Consider the following 15430-nt stretch of genomic DNA (forward strand, 5'->3'; position numbering starts at 1 on the left):
CCGGCCGCCTACCGCGTGGCAGCGGGCGGTCGGCCCCGCGCCGAAGCGACGCGGGGCCAGGGTCAACATCTCCGGTTGACGCTCATGGGGTTCGGAGACGCCAGATCTGGTTGGGGCGGTCCTTGCAGATCGCCTGGATGACGTTGGCCCCGTGGGCCTGGCTGGCGTCCTGAACGTCCAGGCACAGGCCGCTGTGCCGGGCGATCAGCTCGAAGGGGAGGCCGGTGCCGCGCCATTTCGGTCCGGGCACCGTCCGCATCCTCCACTGCTGGTTGTAGCCCGGGTCCCAGCAGTTCGCCTGCAGGACGTCGGCGCCGTGGAAGCGGCTGGCGTCCTGTACGTCCAGGCACAGGCTGCTGTGCCGGGCAACGAGCTTGAAGTAGCCGTTGTCGGTTCGCCTGAGAGCCCACTGCTGGTTGCGTCCATTCACGCAGTACGCCTGCAGAACGTTGGCCTTGTTGGCGCGGCTGGCGTCCTGAACGTCCAGGCATCTGCTGCTGTGCTCGGCGACGACCTCGTAGTAGGCGGTTTCGGCGTGGGCGACCCCGATCCCGGTGAGGGCGAGGCCGGCGGCTGCCGTCAAGGAGACGATGAGGGTACGGCGGACTGCTGCGAGCGACATGATCATAATTCGTTTCACGTGATCCAGAGTGGGCGTGACCGGCGGATTTCTCATGAGTAGGGCCTACTCATTTCCGGGATCCCTGGTTCCTGGCAGCCCAGGCCAGAGCCAGGCCGCCGAGGAGAGCGGCGGGCTGGGGCGGGTGGCCGCCGACGGCGACGCGCTGTTGTCCCCGTCGGTCGCGCGCCGCGTCATCGACGCGTTCGCCGTCACCCCGCCGACCGCCGTGGACATAGATGATCTGCCTGAGCCGACCGAGCGGGAGACCGGCGTGCTCCGTCCGGGCGCCTGGGTGGGTCAGCCCAGGTGGGTGACGATGCGCTGGGTGGCCGACAGGCGGGCGGCCTCGATGACGGTCAGCGTGTCGATCACGCTCTCCGGGTCCACGGGTGGTGGCGCCCCCTCGCGCAGGGTCGCCACAACCCCGCGGTAGAAGTCCAGGTACGCCCCCGGCTCCGTCCGCTCGGCACGATGGGCCTCCTCCGTGCCGAGCAGCCCCCAGCTCCCCTCGTCATCCTCCCCGAACTCCGGCGAACCGGGCGACATCCCCGCCCGCAGCCGCTCCTCCTGCACGTCCATCCCGTACTTCACGAACCCGGCCGCCGAGCCCAGCACCCGGAACCTGGGCCCGCGCCAGGCCGCCACCGAGCTCATCCACAGATGCGACCGGGCCCCGCCCGCGTGCGTCAGCGCGATGAACGTGTCGTCGTCGGAGGCCACCCCCTCGCGCCGCACGTCGCTCTCGCAGTAGACCTCGCGCGCCGGGCCGAGCAGTTGCAGGGCCTGGTCCACCAGGTGGCTGCCCAGGTCGTAGAGGAGCCCGCCGATCTCCTCCGCACCCCCGGTCTCCCGCCAGCCGCCCTTGGGCACCGGCCGCCACCGCTCGAACCTCGACTCGAAGCGCAGCACGTCACCCAGCCGCCCCTCCTCGACCAGCCTGCGGACGGTGCGGAAGTCGCCGTCCCAGCGCCGGTTCTGGAACACGGTCAGCATGAGCCCGCGCTCCTTGGCCAGCCGCACCAGCTCCCGGCCCTCCGCAGCGGTCCTGGCCAGGGGTTTGTCCACGACGACGGGCAGGCCGGCGGTGAGCGCGGAGGCGGCGGTGGCCACGTGGGTCCTGTTGGGGGAGGCGACCACGACGAGATCGCACCGGCCCCACAACTCCTCCACGTCGGGCACCGGGACCGCGCCGTACTTCTCGGCCACCTCGGTCTGGCGGGTGGGGTTGCCGGTCACGACGGCGGTCAGGGACAGGCCGGGGGTGGCGTGGATGAGAGGGGCGTGGAAATACGCTCCGGCGGTGCCGTAGCCGACCAGTCCGACCCGGATGTCAGTCATTTCCTCAGGCTATCCGGCAGCCCCGTCGAGACCCCTCAGGCGGTGCCCGGCCACGGCCCTGGTCCCGGGGTCACGAAGGCATCGCTGTTTCCGGGGTCACGAAGGCACCACCCAGACGGCCCACGGGGCGGCGTGACGGCGGCCCGCCACGCACACCTGGTGAGCGTCACCCTGGACAGGCCCCGGCCACGTGCGGCGGGTGGTGCCGGCTCGGGCCACCGTAAAATATGGGTGTTTACTCGTCGTCGCGCTCGGCGAGGAAGCGTTCGAACTGGGCGGCCAGTTCGTCGCCCGTGGGCATCGGGGTCGTCTCGGCCATCAGGTTCTCGCGCTCGGCGCCGCCCGCGAACGCGTCGTACTGCTGCTCCAGCCCCGTGATCGCGGTGGAGAGCTCGGTGGAGGCCTGGATCTGCTCCTCGATCTCCGTCGTCGTACGGCGGGCCGCGTCGCGCAGCCCGTCCAGCGGGAACACCAGCCCCGTGCCCCGCGTCACCGCCTCCAGGCCGGTGACGGCGGCGGTCGGGTACTCGGCCTGCGAGAGGTAGTGCGGTACGTGGATCGCGTACCCCAGCGCGTCGTGCCCCTGCGCCCCCAGCCGGAACTCCAGCAGCGCCGCCACGCTCCCCGGCACCTGGACCCGTCCGAACGCGCTCGTCTGGGAGTTGATCAACTCGGGCCGGCTGGCGTGCATCGTCAGGCCGAGCGGCCGGGTGTGGGGGACCGCCATGGGGATGCCGTGGAGCGTCACGATCTTGCTCACCTTCAAGCGCTCCACCAGGTCCGACACGGCCTTGGTGAACAGCTCCCACTCCCGGTCGGGCTCGGGCCCGCTCATCACCAGGAACTGCGTTCCCGTCGCGTCCTTGGCGACATGAACGGCCAATTCCGGGCTCTCGCACTCCACCCATCGGTCAGTGTCGAAGGTCATGATGGGCCGGCGAGACCGGTAGTCGAGCAGCCGGTCCACGTCGAACGTCGCCACGACCCGGTGCTCCAGCTCGGCCAGCAGGTGGCCCAGTGCGAGGCGTCCGGCGGAGCCCGCGTCGACGAAGCCGTCGAAGTGGTACAGCAACACCGGATCGGGCAGCTCGGGCGCGTCGTCTGCGAGCTCGTAGAGATCCTTCGGGTCGAACACGGTTGGACAGCCTTTCCCTAGGTACTCTTCACCAGAACCTACGGCGAGTCGGAACGATTCCGCGCACGGCACCCTATCGAGTGTCAATAGGACACATCGCCACGGACCCGAAGATCGGGGGTTCGCAACCGGGATGTTCGCCCTGGCCAGGACGGGTGCCGCCGGGATGCTGAGGGCATAGGCCGAGGTCGGGCACCGGTCGAGGCGACCGACGGCAAAGGTGACACTTTGCTGGTGCTCGCGGCTCATTACGGTCACGCCAGGACGGTTTCGCCTGCTCGTAACAGCGGGGGCGCCGATTCCCGCCGGGTCCACGGCCTCGGTCTGACGCCGCTCACCACAAAAGGAGTCTGTCGTGGTCAGAGCGTTACCGAATGAGAGCGACGAGCGCCGCACGGGCTCGCCGCCGGCGTTGCGTGCGACGCGATTGTGGTAAATGACCAGTTTATCCAATGGTTCACGCAAAGCGATTCATAGTATGAAATAAGCACTAAAGGCCTCGAAGTTGCCGACTGTGGCCTTTCGTGCAGCGCCTCGTCATGCTGGATGACGTGGCTACTTCTGCGCAAACATTTGGTAGGCGACCACTCCACATCCCTCCGTTGCCATGTCCGTTCCCGAACGAGATCCACGTGCACGCCGCGGAGGTCGACGCGGAGAGTCACGCATGGCTGGCCGCCACGAACATGCTCACCGGCGCCGAGGCGATCGAGCACTTCCGGCGCTCCAAAATCGGCCTGCTCGCGGCCCGGACCAACCCGACCGTGCCGCGTGACAGCCTCCGGTTGATCAACGACTGGTACAACTGGCTCTTCGCGTTCGACGACGCGTTCTGCGAGGGCGAGCTGATGGGACATCGGGCCTCCGCGTTGGCCCGCGCCCTGCCGCCGCTCCTCGAGATCCTCGACGGACGCAGGAAGCCGGACTTCGACGACCCGTTCGGCCTCGCCCTCAACGAGATCCTGCACCGGATCTCCGAAGCCGCCACCCCCGCCCAGGTGGACCGGTGGCGGATCACGGTGAAGGAGTACCTGTTCGCCCAGATCTGGGAGGCGGCCAACCGTGAGGTCGACCTGATCCCCAACCCTGAGGACTACGTGCTGATGCGCCGCATCACGGGGGCCACGTACACCTGCCTCGCGCTCATCGACGCCGGTGGCGGTTACCGGCTCGAAGCGGAGGAATGGCATCATCCCGACGTCCGCGCGCTCTCCGACCTGGCGTGCGATCTCATCGGCTGGGACAACGACCTGCTCTCGTACGCCAAGGAACGGGGGAACGACAAGGCCCGGCACAACCTCGTCACCGTCCTTGCCACGCACAAGTCCCTCTCCCTCCAGGACGCGTTGCGCGAGGTCGCGGAGATGCACAACAACGCGATCGCCGCGTTCATCGAGCGGCGCGCGACGCTGGAGCACTGGGCGTCGCTACCGGTCCGCAAGTACGTACGGGGGCTCGAACACTGGGTGCGCGGGCACATCGAGTTCTCCCTCGGCAGCGCACGTTACGTGCACGCCTGGCCCGACGGCACCCGCTGGCCCCAGGCGGTCTGAGGCCGGCGCTACTCAGAGGCGTCCGGCTCGCCGCCGAGCGCGAGTTCGGACGCCTCGTCCAGGTCGAGCCTGGCGCCCTCCTCCAACGCGTTCTTGTAGGCCTGCTCGCCCATCCGCCGCACACACTCGCGCACGCACACGTTGTGGTCTTCGGTCAGGAACGGCGCGCCCATCTGCGGCAGGCCGGCCGACCTCCAGTTCTGCTGCAACGCGCCGAGCAGCTTGGCGGCCAGCGCCAGCTCGTCGTGCAGGACGAAGATGCGCGCGCAGGTCTCCAGCGCCAGCAGGGTGCCGAGCGTGTCGTGGAAGTGCCGCTTGATCCGCAGCCCCTCCCTGGCGCTCTGCAGCGCCTCCTCCGCCCTGCCGGTCGCGAGCCTGGTGAAGGCCAGCGCCCACTGCGCGTACGAGCTGACCCAGAGCTCGCCGCGCTCCCTGCACACCTGCAGGCAGTCCAGCAGCAGCGACTCCGCCTCGTAGAACTCGCCCTGCGACGACAGCACCAGCGACAGCTCGACGATGGCGGGCAGCAGACCGGGGTTGAGCTCCTTGTTGTCGGTGTTGAACTCGATCGCCACGCCCAGCAGCGCGCTGGCCTTCTGCAGGTCGCCCGAGAGCAGCGCGGCCGTGCCCTGCATCTTGGAGGCCAGGATCACGGCCCTGGAGTCGCCGACCCTGACGGCCTCGGTCCCGCACTGCTCGGCCGCCTTCAACGCGCCCGCGTTGTCGCCCTGGGCGCTGCGCACGTACGAGAGCACCCACAGCGCCTTGCAGCGCTCCTTGCTCGCGGTGGGGTTGGCCTGGAGCGCTCTCTCCAGGTAGAGCCGTCCCTCGCGGACGAACCCGCAGCACACCCACATGAACCACAACGACGACAGCAGCGTCAGCGCCAGCACCGACTTGCCCGGCGACTTGAGCGCATGATCGAGCGCCACCCGTACGTTGTCGTGCTCCTGCCGCATGCGGACGAACCAGTAGATCTGCCGCGGCCCGGACCAGGCGTCCTCGCTGCGCTGGGCCAGGCTCAGGTAGTACTCCAGGTGCCGCTGCTGCATCTGCTCCTTCTGGCCGAGCTTGTCGAGCCACTCCTCGCCGTACTCCGCGAGGGTGTCGATGAGCTTGTAGCGGACCCCGGCGTGGTTGCTCCTGATCAGCAGGATGGACTTCTCGACCAGCCCCGTGACCAGGTCGGTGATGTCCTCGGACGGCAGCCGCCCGTCGGAGCAGACGAACCTGGCCGCGTCCAGCTCGAAGTCCTTCGCGAACACCGACAGCCGCGCCCACAGCAGCCGCTCCGCGGGCTCGCACAGCTCGTGACTCCACCCGATGGCCGCCCGCAGCGTCTGGTGCCGCGGCAGCGCCGTCCGGCTCGCGCCCGCCAGCAGGCTGAACCGGTCGGCCAGCAGCCCGAGGATCTGCTCCACCGACAGCGCCCGCAGCCGCACGGCCGCCAGCTCGATCGCGAGCGGGATCCCGTCGAGCCTGCGGCACAGCTCGGCCACGGCGCCGATGTTGTCCTCGTCGAGCACGAAGTCGGGCACGCTCGCCCCGGCGCGTTCGGCGAAGAGCTGCACGGACTCGTTCGTGAACAGGCTCTCGTCCGGATCCTCGAACGGCACCTGCAGCGGCGGCACGGGGACCACGTGCTCGTACGGCAGGTTCAGCGACTGGCGGCTGGTGGCCAGCACCTTCAGATTGGGCGCCGCCTCCAGCAACTCGTGCACCAGATCGGCGCACCCGTGCACCAGGTGTTCGCAGGTGTCGATGATGAGCAGCATGTCGCGCTCGCCCACCCACTCCGACAGCGACTCGGACTCGGCCCGCGAGGACTGGTCGGCGATGCCCAGCGCGGAGGCGATGGTGTGCTTGACCATGCCCGCGTCCTGCAACCGCCCGAGATCCGCGAACCACACGCCGTCCGGATACTGTGACCGGACGAGATGCGCGAGCCTCAGCACCGTACGGGACTTGCCCACGCCCCCGATGCCCGTCACGGTCACCAGGCGGGACTCGCCGAGGTGCCGTTTGAGGTTGGCGAGGAGCCGTGTCCTGCCGATGAAGCTGGTGAGCTCCGCCGGTAGATTGCCGTCTCGCTGCCAGCCTGTCGGGGTTGCCATGAGCAGCCTCACGGGGGGATAGGCGACACCTGCTCTCGCATCGTACCGCCGCCGCCCCCGCCTGTCCCTGGACCTGCGGACACGTCGGGCGCTTTGTATGCCCGAGTAGCATGTCCGGCGTGAACGATTTTCTACCGGAGCAGACAGCGGACGACACGGACGAGGGCTGGGGCGACTGGCCCGAGACCGACCCGGATGCCTTCTACCTGGACAACAAGCCTCCACACTGGGCCTAGAAGCAAGGCCCTCGCTCCGCTCGGACTGTCCCTCCAGAGGCGCGCCTGACGGCGCCATCGAGCCCACCCGCTGACCGGCGAAGCGGCGGGCCATCTGATGCCCGCCCAGGACCGGGTGCCTTCCGGGCCGCGTTGCCCGATCGCGCATGGTGCAATTGGCGGCCGGTCGCGTACCAGATAAGGAGTGAGCGGCATGGCTGAGCGCAAGGCCTGGTCCGACAAGCGCGCTGAGATCATGAGCCGCCCTGGTGCCGGAGCCGCCTACGAGGCCGCCCGTATTCGATTCGAACTTGGCGAGACCGTACGGCGCCGCCGCGAGGAACTTGGGCTCACTCAGGCCGAACTCGCTGAGCGAGCAGGACTCAAGCAACCGGCGGTGGCTCGCTTCGAGGCGGGCGGCACCATCCCCATGCTGGAACGCCTGGCCGAAGCGCTCGAACTGCGGCTCAGCGTCCAACTCCAGCCGCTCTCCAGAGCCAGTTGACCACATTCGCCGATCTTGAGCATCGTGGGCGAACAGCGCCGAAGTCCCGGCGATCCTAGACCCGCCCGTCGCCTGGTTACCGGGTTGGCCTGCTGGAGGACGCGCAGGTTCCCTCCCACTCGGTGACGACGTGCGGTCCGTGTCGCGTCGTCACGACGTCGAACCGCGACCCGCTTGGACATGATGGCGCTGATCCCGTGCCAGGCCCAGGCCGCTCCGATCGGCTGTTTGTCCCCGGCCCAGGTGGAGTGGAGCCCGCGTGGCCGGCGCGGAGCATGGTGCGGGGCACGTGGGTTCGGGTGCGCCGGACAGGGAGGGGGCCTGGAGGTCGCGGCCTGCGGGCCGGCCCGCGCGGGCATGGCACCACGGTCGTCGTCTCCAAAAGGACTGGATCACCAGGGCGACGATGCGGCGCCAGACGTTCAGGGGCCCTCACGCCACAGCAACCCACGCGGCGTCAAGAGCACGCGTGATCACGCGGTGCCAGCCCGTCGGCGCATGGGGGTCTCTGCTTGCGGTGCCGGCCAGCCACAGCATGCAGAACAGGTCGTGTTCGGTGAAGTCCGGCGAGAGCGACCCGTCCGCATGTGCTTCGCGTACCAGGTCCTGCCCCAGCGCGGCCGATCGGTCGCAGATTCCGAGCAGCGCGACGGCGTCCGGATAGCGGCGCAGGATCGCGTCGTTGAGCGCGGGATCGTCGCGTTGCAGTTCGATCATGCCGTGCACGAAGGCTTCGAGCCGCCGCCGAGGCGTGTCCTTCGCCATCACGGTGGCGGCGAGGGTTTGCAGTCTGTTGCCTGCGACGTCGGGTATCACCGCGTCGATCAGGCTCTCTCGTGACCCGAAGCGGTTGTAGAGGGTCCCGATGCTCACGCTCGCGGCTCGCGCGATCTCCTCCAACGGGGCATCCAGGCCCTTGGCCAGGAAGATGTCGAGCGCGGCGGCGCGCAGCTTGGCGATGTTGTCCCGCGCATCGCGCCGGAGAGGCTTCGACTCGGTCATGTTCCATCCGTCACATCTTGAGGCGCCACTCAAGTTAGGTGCTATTCTCAAATCCTGAGGCAGCACTCAACTTACCGGAGGGTGGCCACAAGATGGAAACGACCACTGCAGCCGCGGCTTCGACGCGGCTGACGATCGATGTGTGGGCCGACGTGCTCTGCCCGTGGTGCTACCTGGGCGAGCAGCGGCTGAGCGCCGCCATCGCCCAGTCCTCCCACGCCGATGACATCGAGCTGAAGGTCCATACCTTCCAGCTCGATCCCGCCGCGCCCGCCGAGGTCTTCGCGACTCTCGACTACCTGTCGAAGAAGTACGGGGTCTCGGCGGCACAGGCGCGATCGATGGAGGAGGGGATGGCCGGGCAGGCCGCCGCCGAGGGACTGAGGTACGAGGTCGACCGTCCCGCGCGCAACACGTTCGACCTGCTGCGCCTGGTGCACCTGGGCGCGGAGTACGGCCTCTCGTGGGAGTACCTGCGCGCGATGCAGACCGAGGTGTTCAGCGGCAACCCCGACGCGTTCGAGCGCGACACGCTGGTCCGGATCGGCGAGGAAGTCGGCATTCCCGCCGACGAGATCTGGGACGTGCTCGCCACCGACCGCTACGCCGACGCCGTGCGAGCCGATCACGACACCGCCGTGGCCCTGGGCGCACGAGGGGTGCCGTTCACCGTCCTCGGCGAACGACTCGGCATCCCGGGCGCGGTCAGCGTCAGCGAGTACGCGAGCGCCATCGACCAGGCGTGGGAGCAGGTCCATGGCTGACGACACGCCTGCGCCGGCGGTGCCGCTGCAGCTCATCGGAGGCGACCCGGACGGCTACTGCGATCCGGTGACCGGAGTGTGCGCGGTGCCGGGCGCGGCAGATCCTGGGCCCACCGCCGGCAACGGCGCGATGCCGGGCGGCTGACCGATCGCGAATCGCCTCGAAGAACTCGGGCCAGGGCCAGTGGACTGACCGACCCGCTTCACCAAACCGCTGAAGAGCCCGGCCTCCCCGCGCAGGCGTCCCCGAGTTCGGCGTAGCGGCCCTGTCCGCGTTCGTCGCCGACATGCGGGAGGGGCGGTACGAGATCGTCACGCAGGACCTCGAAGACCTGCTGGGCAGGAAACCCATGTCGTTGAGCGAAAGCCTTCAAGAGGTCTACGGCCTCTGACCGGGTTACGCGAGCAACCGTCCGGAGATCAGCCTCGTGCCGAGGCCGCTGTCAGGGAGGGCGGCTCCGCTGACCGCATTCGCCGCGAGGCCCCCAAGGCCGCGCGCCTCCACGCCCGGCGACTCGCTGCCGCGCGCGGAAATCCTTTCACCCGTTTTCAGCTGAGGAGATATAGCCGTGCCTGTCATCGCCATCGTCGGAGCCGGCCCTGGCCTGGGAATCGAGATCGCACGCGCCTTCGGCGTCAAAGGTTTCACCGTCGCCATGATCGCCCGCAACGCCGCCAAGCTCGACGCTCTGGCATCCGACCTCCACGCCGAAGGCATCGAGGCCGCCGGGTTCGTCGGCGACATCTACAAGCCCGACACCATCGCGGCGGCGTTCACGTCCGTCAAAGAGCGCTACGGCGCGATCGACGTCCTGGAGTTCTCGCCCGTCGATCAGAGCCTCGACGCCGTCGGGGTGCTCGACGTGACCCCCGAAAACCTTCAGCCGCAGCTCGACTTCTACCTCCACGGCGCCATCCACGCCGTCCGGCAGATCGTCCCCGACATGATCACCGCCAGGACGGGGACGATCCTCGTCACCACCGGCGGCGGCTCGGTCGCCCCGGTCCCTGCCCTGGCGAACATCACGCTCGCCGCCGCCGGGCTGCGCAACTGGACCCTGAACCTCCACAACGAGCTCAAGCCACACAACATCTACGTCGCGCACATCGCCATCAGCGCATGGATCGGAGCCGGCCACCCGGACGCCGCGCCCGACGTCATCGCCCGGGCCTACACCGAGCTGTACGAGACACGTACCGAACCCGAACTGCACTACGTCGCACTCGACAACCAGCCGTGACTCGCACAGGGCGACACAGCGGGGCAGCCCGCCCGATGAGCTTCGTGAGCCGCCCGGCCCGTTGCGGCGCCATCGAGCCCACCCGCTGACCGGCGCAGCGGCGGGCCATCTGATGCCCGCCCCGGGCCGGGTGCCTTGTTGGGGCCGCATGTCAGCGGCGATCTCTATCATGCTGCCCCAGAGATCATCCGTGCCGATTGGGGTCCCACCATGGAGCGTCACTTCGCGAGGATTGTCGATGGCCCGTTCGCCGGCCTTGATGCGGAGATCGTCTCTGTGGACGGTCAAAGGTTGACCGCGCGTGTGACGATCTTCGGTCGGGAAACGGCGGTGGAACTCCATCGGGACCAGATAGAGCATCCCGAGGACATACCCGTGCTGTGGTACGGCGAGAAGGAGGACGACGGGCAGGTCCTCGCGGGGCTGCGGGAGCAGATAGCGGCGCAATACGACGACCTCAGGTATGGGAGAAGGTTCGAGTTCTTTCTCGAGCGCGCCGATCTTCCCGAGGAGGATCTGGCCCAGGAGTGGGACGCTTACACCGCGTTGTGCACCGAGATTGACGCCGATGTGCAACGGCGCAAGGCGGTGGCGTTGCGCGCGTTCGATCAGGAGATCGCTCCGCTGCCGGCCGGTGAGGCGAGAAGGCGAGTGGCGGCCGACCCCGGCCGCTGGCTGCCGGCTGCGGCCGCCCGGGAGGAGCGCCGGTCGCGATACCCGGGCATCGACCGCTCCAATACCGAAGAGCGGTTGCGGGCGGCGATATTCGGGGAGCCCGATCCGCCGCTGACGCTGTGGGAACGGGCCGACCGTCGGCGGGCCGCATCGCGTTCCGCCGCCGGACTGCGGGACTACGCGGTGTGGAAGGCGGCGAACCGACCGCAGGAGCAGGTGAGGTCGGCTGCTGCGGCCCAGGTGGAGCACGAACGCGCCGCGATTGAGGAACGCTTTGCCCGCGACTGGGGATTCCAGCTGCCCGACTCGATCTTCCGGTTTCGGGCATTCCTGCTGTCCCTGGGCCCGGCCGAAAAGCAGGCCCTCGACGACCTGGAACTGTGCCCGTTCGGGATCATGGACCTGTTCGATGATCCCGAACGCGGTTCCCGGGCCGGCATCGATGTGCGAGTACACGGCCGCTACTACCGTGACCCGCCCGAGTTCCTCACGTTCATGCACGGCGGCACCGACGGGCTGCATTTCGGGCTCTGGTACGACGACGGCCGCACCTGCACCGGAGTCGCCTCCTACTACAACAACGACGGTGGCGGCGTGGGCATCCCGTCGCGTACCCCTCTCGAGGCAGTCAGGTACACGCTCGAATGGGGATGGCGTCACCTCGGAGACCAGGATGATGAGCCGGCCGATCCCATGGACCCCGAGGTGGTCGCACGACGGCACCGGCTACGGCTCCTCCGCGAGATCCTGATGACCTTCGAGACCGGCGACCGCGACGAGCAGGGCGAGGCCTACCACGACGCCTACGGACACTCCCCAGAACTGCTCGAGCACGGAGATCCGGATCGAATCGAAACCCTGGACGGCGGCGGCGCGCTCGTCGACGGTGACACCGCGATCAGGCGCGGCCGACAGAGACCATGGGACGACTACGAGTTCTGCACAGCCCTGCAGAAGGAGCTGACCGACGACCCGGCCGTCCGGGAAGCCCGCCTCGCCGAGGCACGGCGCCGCTGCGCCGCCGGACACCCCGCCGACGCGCTCACCCTCGGCCGTGACCTGCACTGGATCAGCGCGGGAAACCCCGAACTCGAACATCATGCGAACGAGCTGCTCACCATGGCCTACCGCGCTCTGGGACGCGACAACCTCGCTGCGATCGCCCAAGCCCACCACCGCCACCGCGATCTCCCCCAGGTGCACGTCCTCGAAGAGACCTGATGCCGACCTGGACAGCGGGGTCGTCGCGAACGGAGCGGAGCGACGGCGCGAAGCCGGTTGACCACATTCGCCGATCTTGAGCATCGTGGGCGAACAGCGCCGAAGCCCCGGACCTCGAGTGAGATGGACAGTCAGAAGCGGCCCCAGGCGATCAAGGCGGTCAGCGCGAGCAGTACGACGTTGACGGCGACGGCCGCAGGCTCTTTGCGGCGAACGTGGGTGGCGGCGGCGCCGAGCATGGTGATCGCCAGGCCGGCGGCAGCCACCGGGGTGAGGATCGGGGCGATGCCGGTGGCGGCGGGCAGGATCAGGCCGAGGGCGCCGAGAAGCTCGGCCACGCCGATCAGGCGGATCTGGGCGGGAGTGAAGTCCTCCACCCAGGGCAGCATGGGGCGCAGTCTCTCCTTGGGCAGGGTGGAATGCATGACCCCCGCCAGCCCGAAGACAGCGGCCAGGACGGCCTGCAGTACCCACCAGAACACGTTCACGTCAGTTGCTCCTTTCGCAGGTTCTTGGCCTAGTAGCGGCCGAGGGTGCCGCGGCGTCGGGCGAGGTGCTCGAGCCGGTTGAACAGGATCACCCCGGCGATGGTGATGAGCAGCGGCTGGACCAGCAGCCATCCAAGACCCCAGCCGGTCGGGAGGGCGGCCAGGGAATGCCCGCCGAGCAGGATGTCCCGCATCGCCTCGATGCCGGGCGCGATGGGGACCGCGAGCCGGCTGAGGAAGGCGACCGGGTCGGGCATGGCGGCCAGGGGGACCAGGGTGCCGCCGGCGATGGCGTAGGCGGCCACGGACAGCTGGGTGATGATCTCGATACGTTTGAACACCAGGGTCAGCCCGCACAGGATGAGGGCCAGGCCGCAGGTGCCCAGCGTGATGGCGGCCAGCGGCACGATCACCTGCGCGTCGAAGGGCAGTCGCCCGCCCTGGAGGGTGATGGTGACCGCGCCGGTGGCCAGGACGGCCAGTGCGGTGGGCAGGGCGGAGATCACGGCGGCGACCTGGCGGCCGAGGATGAGCGCGGCCGAGGGCAGCGGGGTCAGGTAGGTCTGTTCCAGCACGCCGGACTGGATGTCGCCCAGGTAGCTCCAGAACACGCGGTTGACCTGCTCGTGGATGAAGGTCAGCGCCACCATGCCGAGCAGGACCGGGAGCAGGAGGTCCGCGCGCAGTTGCCCACGTCCCATGAACAGCACGATGAGCAGGTAGAACAGCGGGAAGGTGGCCATCTGGATGAGGACTTCGCGCCATCCGGCGACGAGGTTGAGCAGGCCCTTGCGTACTTCCGCGGCGAATCCGCGAGCGAAGATCATGCTGTCTCCTGCAGGGCACGGCGGTGGTTGCGGACGAACAGCAGCCCGCCGGCGGCGGTGAGCGCGATCGTATGGGCGAGCAGCCAGGGCAGGGTGCCTCCGTTCCACGCTTCGGCCAGGGTCCGGTCCTGGAACAGCGTCTGGGTGAGCGCCTCGATGCCCAGCGTGGTGGGCAGGACCCTGGCCAGGACCGCCAGCCAGTCCGGATAGAAGGCCAGCGGCAGGAACGACCCGTTCAGCAGCAGCACGAGTGCCGTGAACAGCGACTGCAGCGCCCCGATCATCGGGGAGACCAGTGCGAGGGCCGCCAGCAGGAACGTGAAGGCCAGCACGTTCGCTCCGAGCAGCAGGGCCGGCACCAGCGCCGCCCAGCGCATCGGGATCGCGATACCGGCCACCAATATGGGGGCGAGCGCGGCGACCGCGGCCACGGCCAGGCCGAACACCGAGGCGGTGATCAGCCGGCCGAGCATCGGCAGCCAGGGCGGCGCCGGGGTCATCTGCGCCTGGGCGAAGGTGCCGGCGCGTTTCTCCTCGATGAGGTCGGCCACCATCACCAAAGCGGCGTACTGCAGGAACCAGTAGGCGCCGATCGCGACCAGGGTCTGTGGCAGGAGCTCCTGGCGCAGCTCGCCCTGGCCGAGCACGAACTGCAGGCCGAGGTACATGGTGGTGCTGATCAGCAGGGTGATGACGTGGCCGATCGGGTGGGCCAGCTGGACGCGCAGGCCCTTGCCGATCTCCGCGCGCAGGACGTCAAGCAGCATGGGACGCCTCGTTCACCAGGGCGAGGAACACATCCTCCAGGTCGGGCTGGACCTGGGTCAGCGACTCCAGGACGGCACCCTGGGCGCGCAGGCGCTCGACCGCGTCGTACACCTCGTGCGGGTGGCTCACCCGCACGCTGATCGTGGTGATGCCGTCTCGGGTGACGGCGTCGAACCCGGGTGGCGCCGCACCCTCGACGCGGATCTCGTACCTGTCCCGTTCGCGGAAGCTCGCCAGCAGCTGGTACGTGGGCAGGTCGGCGATGAGCCGTCCTTCGCGCATGACGGCCACCCGGTCGCACAGTTCCTGGGCCACGTCGAGCTGGTGCGTGGTGATCAGGATGGTGGTGCCGAGCTCGCGGGCCTGCTCGGTGATCCAGTTCTTGACGGTGCGGGTGGCCTCGACGTCGAGGCCGAGGGTCGGCTCGTCGAGCAGCACGATCGGCGGGCCGGCGATGAGAGCGGCGGCGATCGCGACCTTCTGCTGCATGCCGCGCGAGAAGCCGCCGACCTTGTCGTCGCGGCGCTCCCACAGCTCCAGGTCGGTCAGCAGATCACGGGCGCGCTCGGCGACCTGGGCCTTGCGCAGGCCTTTGAGCCGGCCGAAGTACATGAGGTTCTGCCAGGCCGACAGGCTCCAGTAGACGTTGCGCGAGCCTTCCAGCACGGCGCCGAACTGTGCCATCGCGGCCGAGCGCTGCCGGGTCACGTCGAAGCCGCCCAGCCGGACCTGGCCGGAGGTGGGGGTCAGCAGGCCGGCCAGCATCTTGATGGTGGTGGTCTTGCCGGCGCCGTTGGGGCCCAGGAAGCCGAAGACCGACCCGGCGGGGATGTGCAGGGACACCTCGTCGACCGCCCTGACCTGCGCCGAGCCGTAGACCTTGGTCAACGCGTCGATTTCGATCATGTCATCTCCTTGGTTCGGGGAACCCCGGCTCCTGGCCGCGGGGCCGGGGGCCGGGG

General features: G+C 69.0%; 15 protein-coding genes. 6 read left to right on the forward strand and 9 right to left on the reverse strand.

Annotated features, from left to right (window positions below; translation table 11 throughout):
- Positions 1 to 82: 82 nt before the first annotated feature.
- The 3 genes from ABZX61_RS13290 to ABZX61_RS13300 form a co-directional block, all read right to left on the reverse strand.
- A complete protein-coding gene (locus ABZX61_RS13290) occupies positions 83 to 640 on the reverse strand; it encodes an RICIN domain-containing protein (protein ID WP_355194226.1) in 558 nt (185 codons plus the stop codon).
- A 279-nt stretch (positions 641 to 919) separates the two neighbouring features.
- Complete coding sequence (locus tag ABZX61_RS13295; RefSeq protein WP_355194228.1) at positions 920 to 1960, reverse strand: Gfo/Idh/MocA family oxidoreductase; 1041 nt, start codon at positions 1958 to 1960, stop codon at positions 920 to 922.
- Between the two features lie 235 nt (positions 1961 to 2195).
- Positions 2196 to 3095 carry a PAC2 family protein gene (locus ABZX61_RS13300; RefSeq protein WP_355194230.1) on the reverse strand — a complete coding sequence of 300 codons (900 nt, stop codon included), beginning with the start codon at positions 3093 to 3095 and terminating at the stop codon, positions 2196 to 2198.
- Positions 3096 to 3727: 632 nt separating this feature from the next.
- On the opposite strand from ABZX61_RS13300, the gene ABZX61_RS13305 reads away from it, so the two are divergent.
- Entirely contained in the window at positions 3728 to 4648 is a 921-nt protein-coding gene (locus tag ABZX61_RS13305) for a hypothetical protein (protein ID WP_355194232.1), read from the forward strand.
- Positions 4649 to 4656: 8 nt separating this feature from the next.
- On the opposite strand, the gene ABZX61_RS13310 is transcribed toward ABZX61_RS13305, so the two are convergent.
- Positions 4657 to 6762: an ATPase gene (locus ABZX61_RS13310; protein ID WP_350723017.1), complete on the reverse strand. Its 2106-nt coding sequence runs from the start codon at positions 6760 to 6762 to the stop codon at positions 4657 to 4659.
- Positions 6763 to 7191: 429 nt separating this feature from the next.
- Between ABZX61_RS13310 and ABZX61_RS13315 the strand changes: the two genes are divergently transcribed.
- On the forward strand, positions 7192 to 7482 hold the full coding sequence (locus ABZX61_RS13315) for a helix-turn-helix domain-containing protein (RefSeq protein WP_185077905.1): 291 nt from the start codon (positions 7192 to 7194) through the stop codon (positions 7480 to 7482).
- Positions 7483 to 7914: 432 nt separating this feature from the next.
- Here ABZX61_RS13315 and ABZX61_RS13320 read toward each other — a convergent pair whose 3' ends face one another.
- A complete protein-coding gene (locus ABZX61_RS13320; protein ID WP_355194235.1) occupies positions 7915 to 8484 on the reverse strand; it encodes a helix-turn-helix domain-containing protein in 570 nt (189 codons plus the stop codon).
- Between the two features lie 92 nt (positions 8485 to 8576).
- Between ABZX61_RS13320 and ABZX61_RS13325 the strand changes: the two genes are divergently transcribed.
- The 4 genes from ABZX61_RS13325 to ABZX61_RS13340 all read left to right on the forward strand — a co-directional run bounded on the left by ABZX61_RS13325 (position 8577) and on the right by ABZX61_RS13340 (position 12385).
- Positions 8577 to 9248 carry a DsbA family oxidoreductase gene (locus ABZX61_RS13325; protein ID WP_355194237.1) on the forward strand — a complete coding sequence of 224 codons (672 nt, stop codon included), beginning with the start codon at positions 8577 to 8579 and terminating at the stop codon, positions 9246 to 9248.
- Positions 9241 to 9393, forward strand: coding sequence for a hypothetical protein (locus tag ABZX61_RS13330; RefSeq protein ID WP_355194239.1), 153 nt, complete (start codon positions 9241 to 9243; stop codon positions 9391 to 9393). The genes ABZX61_RS13325 and ABZX61_RS13330 overlap by 8 nt, the downstream gene beginning before the upstream one ends.
- A gap of 424 nt (positions 9394 to 9817) precedes the next feature.
- Entirely contained in the window at positions 9818 to 10489 is a 672-nt protein-coding gene (locus tag ABZX61_RS13335) for an SDR family NAD(P)-dependent oxidoreductase (protein ID WP_355194241.1), read from the forward strand.
- A 210-nt stretch (positions 10490 to 10699) separates the two neighbouring features.
- Positions 10700 to 12385: a hypothetical protein gene (locus tag ABZX61_RS13340; protein WP_355194243.1), complete on the forward strand. Its 1686-nt coding sequence runs from the start codon at positions 10700 to 10702 to the stop codon at positions 12383 to 12385.
- 131 nt (positions 12386 to 12516) lie between these two features.
- Here ABZX61_RS13340 and ABZX61_RS13345 read toward each other — a convergent pair whose 3' ends face one another.
- Genes ABZX61_RS13345 through ABZX61_RS13360 form a run of 4 tightly spaced genes read right to left on the reverse strand, consistent with a single transcriptional unit; the run spans position 12517 to position 15374 of the window.
- Positions 12517 to 12873 carry a DoxX family protein gene (locus tag ABZX61_RS13345; RefSeq protein ID WP_355194245.1) on the reverse strand — a complete coding sequence of 119 codons (357 nt, stop codon included), beginning with the start codon at positions 12871 to 12873 and terminating at the stop codon, positions 12517 to 12519.
- 29 nt (positions 12874 to 12902) lie between these two features.
- Positions 12903 to 13700: an ABC transporter permease gene (locus tag ABZX61_RS13350; RefSeq protein ID WP_355194247.1), complete on the reverse strand. Its 798-nt coding sequence runs from the start codon at positions 13698 to 13700 to the stop codon at positions 12903 to 12905.
- Complete coding sequence (locus tag ABZX61_RS13355) at positions 13697 to 14467, reverse strand: ABC transporter permease (protein ID WP_355194249.1); 771 nt, start codon at positions 14465 to 14467, stop codon at positions 13697 to 13699. Before ABZX61_RS13355 ends, ABZX61_RS13350 begins: the two co-directional genes overlap by 4 nt.
- Positions 14457 to 15374 (reverse strand): ABC transporter ATP-binding protein, encoded by a 918-nt coding sequence (locus ABZX61_RS13360; RefSeq protein ID WP_355194251.1) that lies wholly within the window; start codon positions 15372 to 15374, stop codon positions 14457 to 14459. Before ABZX61_RS13360 ends, ABZX61_RS13355 begins: the two co-directional genes overlap by 11 nt.
- Positions 15375 to 15430 lie beyond the last annotated feature (56 nt).

The sequence above is a fragment of the Nonomuraea sp. NPDC003709 genome, from assembly GCF_040610775.1.
In the GTDB taxonomy this organism is placed as follows: domain Bacteria; phylum Actinomycetota; class Actinomycetes; order Streptosporangiales; family Streptosporangiaceae; genus Nonomuraea; species Nonomuraea angiospora_A.

Bases quoted from the DNA above. Each gene is read 5' to 3' on its own strand.
- ABZX61_RS13360 (WP_355194251.1), bottom strand. From the start codon at position 15,374: ATGATCGAAATCGACGCGTTGACCAAGGTCTACGGCTCGGCGCAGGTC.
- ABZX61_RS13320 (WP_355194235.1), bottom strand. From the start codon at position 8,484: ATGACCGAGTCGAAGCCTCTCCGGCGCGATGCGCGGGACAACATCGCC.
- ABZX61_RS13340 (WP_355194243.1), top strand. From the start codon at position 10,700: ATGGAGCGTCACTTCGCGAGGATTGTCGATGGCCCGTTCGCCGGCCTT.
- ABZX61_RS13330 (WP_355194239.1), top strand. From the start codon at position 9,241: ATGGCTGACGACACGCCTGCGCCGGCGGTGCCGCTGCAGCTCATCGGA.
- ABZX61_RS13355 (WP_355194249.1), bottom strand. From the start codon at position 14,467: ATGCTGCTTGACGTCCTGCGCGCGGAGATCGGCAAGGGCCTGCGCGTC.
- ABZX61_RS13350 (WP_355194247.1), bottom strand. From the start codon at position 13,700: ATGATCTTCGCTCGCGGATTCGCCGCGGAAGTACGCAAGGGCCTGCTC.
- ABZX61_RS13310 (WP_350723017.1), bottom strand. From the start codon at position 6,762: ATGGCAACCCCGACAGGCTGGCAGCGAGACGGCAATCTACCGGCGGAG.
- ABZX61_RS13295 (WP_355194228.1), bottom strand. From the start codon at position 1,960: ATGACTGACATCCGGGTCGGACTGGTCGGCTACGGCACCGCCGGAGCG.
- ABZX61_RS13315 (WP_185077905.1), top strand. From the start codon at position 7,192: ATGGCTGAGCGCAAGGCCTGGTCCGACAAGCGCGCTGAGATCATGAGC.
- ABZX61_RS13325 (WP_355194237.1), top strand. From the start codon at position 8,577: ATGGAAACGACCACTGCAGCCGCGGCTTCGACGCGGCTGACGATCGAT.